The 6,719-nt window shown below is 30.3% G+C and carries 5 protein-coding genes and 1 pseudogene; all 6 read right to left on the bottom strand.

Translation table 11 applies throughout. The features are described 5' to 3' along the window. Positions 1-161 precede the first annotated feature (161 nt). Positions 162-1,052, bottom strand: coding sequence for a hypothetical protein (locus tag bpSLO_RS06510; RefSeq protein ID WP_246990069.1), 891 nt, complete (start codon positions 1,050-1,052; stop codon positions 162-164). Positions 1,053-1,890: 838 nt separating this feature from the next. Next, entirely contained in the window at positions 1,891-2,784 is an 894-nt protein-coding gene (locus bpSLO_RS06505) for a P12 family lipoprotein (RefSeq protein WP_246989999.1), read from the bottom strand. Positions 2,785-3,122: 338 nt separating this feature from the next. Continuing rightward, positions 3,123-4,118: pseudogene (locus bpSLO_RS06500) on the bottom strand (variable large family protein); the annotation flags it as partial. A 106-nt stretch (positions 4,119-4,224) separates the two neighbouring features. Then, positions 4,225-5,235: a variable large family protein gene (locus bpSLO_RS06495; RefSeq protein WP_432432497.1), complete on the bottom strand. Its 1,011-nt coding sequence runs from the start codon at positions 5,233-5,235 to the stop codon at positions 4,225-4,227. Between the two features lie 198 nt (positions 5,236-5,433). Beyond that, positions 5,434-6,150 (bottom strand): Bdr family repetitive protein, encoded by a 717-nt coding sequence (gene bdr, locus bpSLO_RS06490; RefSeq protein ID WP_025407575.1) that lies wholly within the window; start codon positions 6,148-6,150, stop codon positions 5,434-5,436. A 113-nt stretch (positions 6,151-6,263) separates the two neighbouring features. After that, positions 6,264-6,485, bottom strand: a complete 222-nt coding sequence (locus bpSLO_RS06485) for a hypothetical protein (RefSeq protein WP_025407576.1) — start codon at positions 6,483-6,485, stop codon at positions 6,264-6,266. Positions 6,486-6,719 lie beyond the last annotated feature (234 nt).

The following is a 6,719-nucleotide window of genomic DNA, read 5'->3' as shown; positions in this document are numbered from 1 at the left end:
TAGTTAAATTGTTTTTAGTATAATACTTCTAAATTAAACAAATTACAAAACACAACAATAGAGTTTAATATTATTTAAACCCTATTTAACTTAAATATCATACTCTAAAAAAGTAATAAAATTATTAATTACATATTGCTTTACCATCAACATGATATGTATTACTTTTTATCAAAACCTAATGCTTCATGTGCTGCCTTTAAATCAGCAAAATCTTTTTTTGCTTGTTCCATGGAAGTCCTTAAACTATCTAAGTTTGTTTCTACTTGCTTAAATACACTTCCTGCACTACTTAAACTAATTTTTGCCTTCGAAATACTATCTACAATAAAACCTACATAATAATAACCATTTGACCTTATCTGTGCTAAATGCCTTAAAGCAGACTCAGTAGAACTCTTTGCATGCTCAGCATAACTTTTTGCATTTTGTAATGCATTAAATTGCTCCTTATATCGCACCATTGCAATATTTCTACTACCCCTAACTTTCTCAATTGCTTGATATAAATTTATCTTCACATTTTGATCAATACCATTTCCATTAGAACCTCTTGCCCTATCAAGATCAGAATTAGCTTTAATAATATTAGCTTGCATACTCTCAATCTCTGACAATGATGAACTTACCTCACTATGCATTGCCTCAATAGTTACTAATTTACGACTAACCTTGCTATTAATTTCATTAACCTCATCATCGTAACTAACAAGATAAGATTCTTCCTCTTCAGTTAACCTATTAGATTGAGATATAGACTGTTTTTGCCCTACTCTATCTTCAGGTCTTTTCTCTTTAAGCTCCTGATCAATACCTTTTTTTTGTAAGTTTTTTTGATTTATTTTTATACCCTCTTCAATCCTTGCAACAACATCTACTTGCTCTTCTTTAATTTCTTGATTTTCTTCTTTAGACTTTAAATCTTCTACCTTTTTGTTTTCTTCTAAAAATTTTTCTCTTGATTTATCTAACAATTTATTAAGGGCCTTTATATCACATGATAAAAAACATAACAATGCTAGCACGCATACTGATAAAACACTTCTCTTCATATCTCCCTCCTGGGATATCAAATTATATATTATAAATTAATAATGATTATTATATTAAATAATAATCATTATTAATTTATAATATATATCACTTTATCTAAAATACAAATTATTTTAATTAAAATTCTCTATTTTTTTTATTACCTCTTTAAAAAGACGTAGTACTACTACTATGTTTTACACTACTATTATTATTTATTTAAAACTATTACCTTTATCTTAATATTGTTAAGTTGTGGTTTCAATGCAAACAACTACAATCTTAAATAATTCCTAAAATGATCAAAAATAGATTAATATCAATTAGTATAATTTTATATACATGAAAACATATCACCTGTATGACCTTTTAAATCACAAGAAAATCTTTACTTTAAATGACCTTTTTTATATCCATGATTCCTTATTTTTATGCACTAGCTGTTATTTCTGCTATCTTAACAGCTTCTCTATACGGATTTATCTTCTTGAATAACTATAGTTTGTCAATAAATATGCTCCTTAACATAAAACTTAAAACTACTTGTTTATATAGACTTGTATGTTCATTATTCATTAAGAATCTATAAGCTCATCATATAATCAACAAACTTGATAAAGCCTTTATCTAAAACCTTATATTCCTTATTTAATAAATCATCTCTTTCAATATCAGTATTCAAAATCAATTACCCCTCAAAGCTTTAAAAGAATTTACTAGTTATTCAATTTAAATCATTATATAGTTTTTAGAAACTTATTTAAATAAAATTAAAGAGAGTTCCTTATAAAAGAACTCTTCTTGAAAATACTAATATTATAAAATATTTAAATCTTTCAGTCTTTATCTTGAAAGATTCTATAGAACAGTTTTTGCCTCACTAATAAGTTCTTCTATTTCTTTTATCTTTGCCATTGCTTCAATTAACTTCACAGAAGAAGATTCTAATTGTTTTAACGCATTCTCTGCTTCTCTTAGTGCCTGTCTAGCTAAAAAATCACTGTCTACTTTTCTTGACCAGTAACTCCTACGTTTATTTCTCAATCTTTCAATCATAGATTCTCTTAAAGTTTTTTCAGCTTTTTCAAAAAAATATTTTGCGGATTCTAGCTCATTAAATCCACTATCGACTTCATTCATAAGCCTCTCGAGATTCGATCTTTCATCATTGAACTTATTTTGCAATTGAGTTAACTTTCTTATCTTTTCTATATTTTCCTTACGCTTTTTGGTTAGTGATATTCTTTCACTCTGAAATTTTCCCATTATATCATAAAAATCAGCTCTTCCTAGCTCATATCTATCTTTAAACTCAAGTGCATTCTTAATTATTAATTGCTGGAATCCAGAATCTCCAAGAGCACTTTTTATATTTTCAATTTCTTCTTGTGCTTTGATCTCTTCATCAGTACTTGGGGTTAAGTCCTCTTCTTTTATCTCTATTTCTTCTTGAGAATAGTATGGATAGAACATTGGCATTCCCTTTTCCACATTATCTGCATTGACAGAAATTACTGGGGCTACAGGCACTACCTGCATGTCTTGTTTTATTTCTACACCCTCTTCAAAAGCATCTATAACAACTTCTTTTTGTTCCTGATTTTCTTGTTTATGGTTTAAATCTTTATTATCTTTGCTTTCATCTAAAACTTTTTCCCTTACTTCATTTAATAAATCATTAAGGGCATTGATATCACATGATAACAAACATAATAATGCTAGTATACATACTGATAAAATACTTCTCTTCATATCTCCCTCCTGGGATATTAGATTATTTAATTATTAAATCTCGATATTGAAATACAATAATTACTGGTAAGTGTACACCCTTTTATTTTAAATAACAAAAATAAATTTCATAAAACCCCGGTTATTTGATTCTGTAATAATTAAAGGCAATTCAAAATTATTTTAATAAAATAAAATTAATTACTTACACCTATTAATATGGAACTGGTTAAAAGTTACTGTCTTATCTTTAGTACAAATATCTATATAAATAAAATCCAAAAAGGAAAACGAATCTCATAAAGAGATAAAAGTTTTCCTCAAATGACTTTATTTAGTAGATTATTTAAATAGATAATTTATTTAGTAACAGCGGATTGAGTAGTAGTAGCTTCAGTTGATTCAGTAGTACTTTCAGAATATTGTATTCCCTTAACAGCTTCTCTTATCTTATCTAGATTGCTTTCTACTGTTTCCCTAATTATAAAATTAAGTACTCCTAATACTTTATTTACAGCAGTTACAGCAGCTGCCTTAACTGCTCCAGCTTCATTAGCAGCATTACTAAACTTACCACCTTTAGTTATGGCTTTAAGAGCAACAGCAGCAGCTAGGTCTGCATTACTCTTTGCACCAGCATTATCAACCCCAGTTCCAGCAGCTAATGCCCCAGCTTCATTAGTATTGTCACCAGAAACATTACCTGTTTTGACTTTAGTATTTTTGATTTTATTAATCATAGCCCATGGATCAGCTTTAGATATTTCAGCTGCTAAAGCAGGACCAGAATTAGCATCAGGAGCCGCACCAGCATTTTTACCAACAAGTGCAGCAGGTGCAGTAGCACCACCCCCAGCTACCTGACCACCAGCATCTCCCACATTAATCTTTACGCCAGACTTATCTGCTACATCAATAATTGCATTTACATTTTCAATTATTGTATTAACACTAGCCTCTTGAGCAGGTGCAGTAGCACCACCAGCAGCCGCTGCAGCATCAGTACCATTAGCAATAACAGTATCTCCAGTAGCACCAGCAAGTTTAATTAGAGCAGCAATTAGTTGTTCAAAGACATCATTTGCACTGTTAATTGCACCCTTAACAGCTTCAATTGTGCTACCATTAGCATTTTTTACTTCAGATATTTTACTTGATAGCTCATTTAACTTATTCTTAGTAGTTGTAAGTCCCTCTCCTATAGTCTTAAAGTGTTCACCAACTTTACTTCTCTTGTCACCAGATTTAACAGCTGTAAGTCCAAAAGCATCACCAATAGCATTACCAAAAAAGCCAAAAATCTCTTGAAATCCATGACCTATTTTGATAAGTGAATCAAAGAAAGAAATTTTAGATTAAGAAGCCAGTTTCTCAGCTTAAAAATAAAAGGAAAACAAATCTCATGAAGAGAAATAGTTTTCCTCAAATGACTTTATTTAGTTATGTTTTATTAATAATTATTTACTGTTTTTGTCCACTAGCTGTTGTTTCTGCAGGTGTAGTAGCTTCTGCAGACTTATCTTCTTTTTTAACGGCTGCTAGTGCTTCACTTATTGACTTTAATCCACTATCAACAGTATTTCTTATTGCAATAGTTAATGTATTTAATGCTTTAGTAACAGCACTTACTGCTACTCCTTTAACTTCAGGAGCATACTCAGCATCAGACTTACCAGCAAATTTACCATCCTTGGCCATTGCTCGTAGCGCAATAGCTCCTGCAATAGTAGCATCTTTAGCATTAGCCTTAGCAGCATTAGCAGCTGCACTAGCACCATTTTTAACTATTGCTTTTAAAATGTCAGCACCAGTTACAGCACCAACTGCCTTTGCTGCATCAGCTGCGGCCTTCTTTGCATTAGCACCAGCATTATCATTAGCAAATAATTTACCTGCTTCACCATCACCATTATCTGTTCTTACAGTAAGACCATCTGCCTTTTTTTCAGTACCAGCCTCAGGATTTCCTTTACCCTGAAGTACTATATCTACAATACTTTTAATTCCCTTTACTAAGTTTGCAACATCCCCACCAGCAGTACCTGCAGCATCACCAGTAGCAACATTAGCAATTGGGTTATTATCAGAACCAATAGCCTCTCCAGCGGTCTTAGCCCCTTCTGCGATCTTGTCTAATGTTCCTGTGATAAAAGTATCAACGACTGATTTAAGTTTCAAGTAATTCCCGTTCTTAGCAACTTCATCTTGTAATTTCTTTTTAACAGATGTCATAGTCTCTGCAATTTTAGTGAAATAAGCTCCAATATCTTCCTTTTTAGTGTCAGCCTTAATACCAAAAGCGCCAGAAACCATATCAGAAAGGGAAGTAAAAACATCTAAGAAACCCTTACCTAAATTAGCAATAGAAGTTAAGAATATAGTTTTAGGATCTTCCACCTTAGCACTACCACTCCCACAACTAAGAAGTAAAAATAAAGTCATCAATAACGCACAAAAAGTAATTCTTTTCATTATCACGTGCCTCCTTATTACCTCAGGGGGGTAAGATGGTTAACAACCTTTGAATAAAATAAAAACAGTAAATAAAGAACATAGATACTTTAACATTTCAGAAATTAAACACAACATAACAACTAATCTATTAATTGTCTCTAACAAAATTTAAATAATTTTTGTAAAAAAATTAAATAAGGGACTAATTAAATAAATTTACTTTACTAATAATGACATTAATGCTAAGAATATTCCTATATTAAGGGTAATAAGTGTACCAAACATCCAATTATGTAGTCTTGATGTACTTTTAAATTCTGATGTGGCTTTATCAAGTTTATTATCAAGCTCCATTTTGTTAACATCAATCTTATTATCAAGTTCATTAAATTTAGTATCGAATTTATTATCCAAGTCTTTAATATCGGATTTTAATTCACTTTTAACATTATCAATCTTAGTGTTAAGATTATTCTCAACAGTGTCTATCTTATTATCCAGATCCTTAATGTCTGATTTTAGTTCACTTCTAACATTGTCAATCTTGTTATCAAGTTCATTGAATTTGGTATCAATTTTAGTGTTAAGATTATTCTCAACAGAATCGATTTTGGTATCAAGGTCTTTAATGTCAGATTTTAATTCACTTCTGACTGTATCTATTTTGGTATCCAAGTCTCTAATATCAGATTTTAACTCATTTCTAACGTTGTCAATTTTATTATCAAGGTCTCTAATATCAGCTTGTAAGGTTGCTTCTACCTTTTCAAGTTTAAGGTTAAAAGTAGTCTCTAAATACTCAATATCCTTGTAAGTCAGTTCATTACGATAATATCTATAAGATAAATCAATAGCGATATCTCTATTTATACCAGCTTTAGTAAGTTCAGCTATAACCATTTGTTGAGTAATAACAGGTTGAGCAAGTCCCATAAAAACACTCCTTATGTAATTATTATATAATATCTTAAGTGTTATAGGAACCTTATGTTAGTAAAATGTGCTTTAAGATTACGAGTACCCAAAGTCAATAACATATATGATGCTTACATGCTATCTAATGAATCATCACCCTTACCATCTCCTTTGTACTTATAAATATAAGATATAGCTGACTTACTTGAATAATCCATAATACTAAGTTTAGATGTAGCAAATGGTTCTATTAACGTAGCAATTCTAGTAAATTTATTACTTATAGGTTTAATTGGTACAATCCTAAACTTATGACTCATACCTGCTCTAAGTTTAAGAAATGCTTTAGTCATATTCCCATGACCAAAAACGTCATCCCTATCTTCAATATATAGTGTTAGGTCTATTTTCTTTAGTGTATCAAAAAGCTCAAATGCAGTCTTACCATCAATCTGTTGTTAAAGGATTGCTATCAATACTATTTAAACCTGAGTATTATTACAGATAGTAAAAAAGGAAAACGGTTCTCATGAAGAGAGAAAAGTTTTCCTAAAATGACTTTATTTAGTTATGTTTATTAATAATTA

The organism is Borrelia parkeri (assembly GCF_023035815.1).
Classification (GTDB): Bacteria; Spirochaetota; Spirochaetia; order Borreliales; family Borreliaceae; genus Borrelia; species Borrelia parkeri.
The sequence above is the reverse complement of the archived record's forward strand: the minus strand, read 5'-3'. Positions and strand labels throughout refer to the sequence as shown.

Bases quoted from the DNA above. Each gene is read 5' to 3' on its own strand.
- bdr (WP_025407575.1), bottom strand. From the start codon at position 6,150: ATGGGACTTGCTCAACCTGTTATTACTCAACAAATGGTTATAGCTGAA.
- bpSLO_RS06485 (WP_025407576.1), bottom strand. From the start codon at position 6,485: ATGACTAAAGCATTTCTTAAACTTAGAGCAGGTATGAGTCATAAGTTT.
- bpSLO_RS06505 (WP_246989999.1), bottom strand. From the start codon at position 2,784: ATGAAGAGAAGTATTTTATCAGTATGTATACTAGCATTATTATGTTTG.
- bpSLO_RS06510 (WP_246990069.1), bottom strand. From the start codon at position 1,052: ATGAAGAGAAGTGTTTTATCAGTATGCGTGCTAGCATTGTTATGTTTT.
- bpSLO_RS06495 (WP_432432497.1), bottom strand. From the start codon at position 5,235: ATGAAAAGAATTACTTTTTGTGCGTTATTGATGACTTTATTTTTACTT.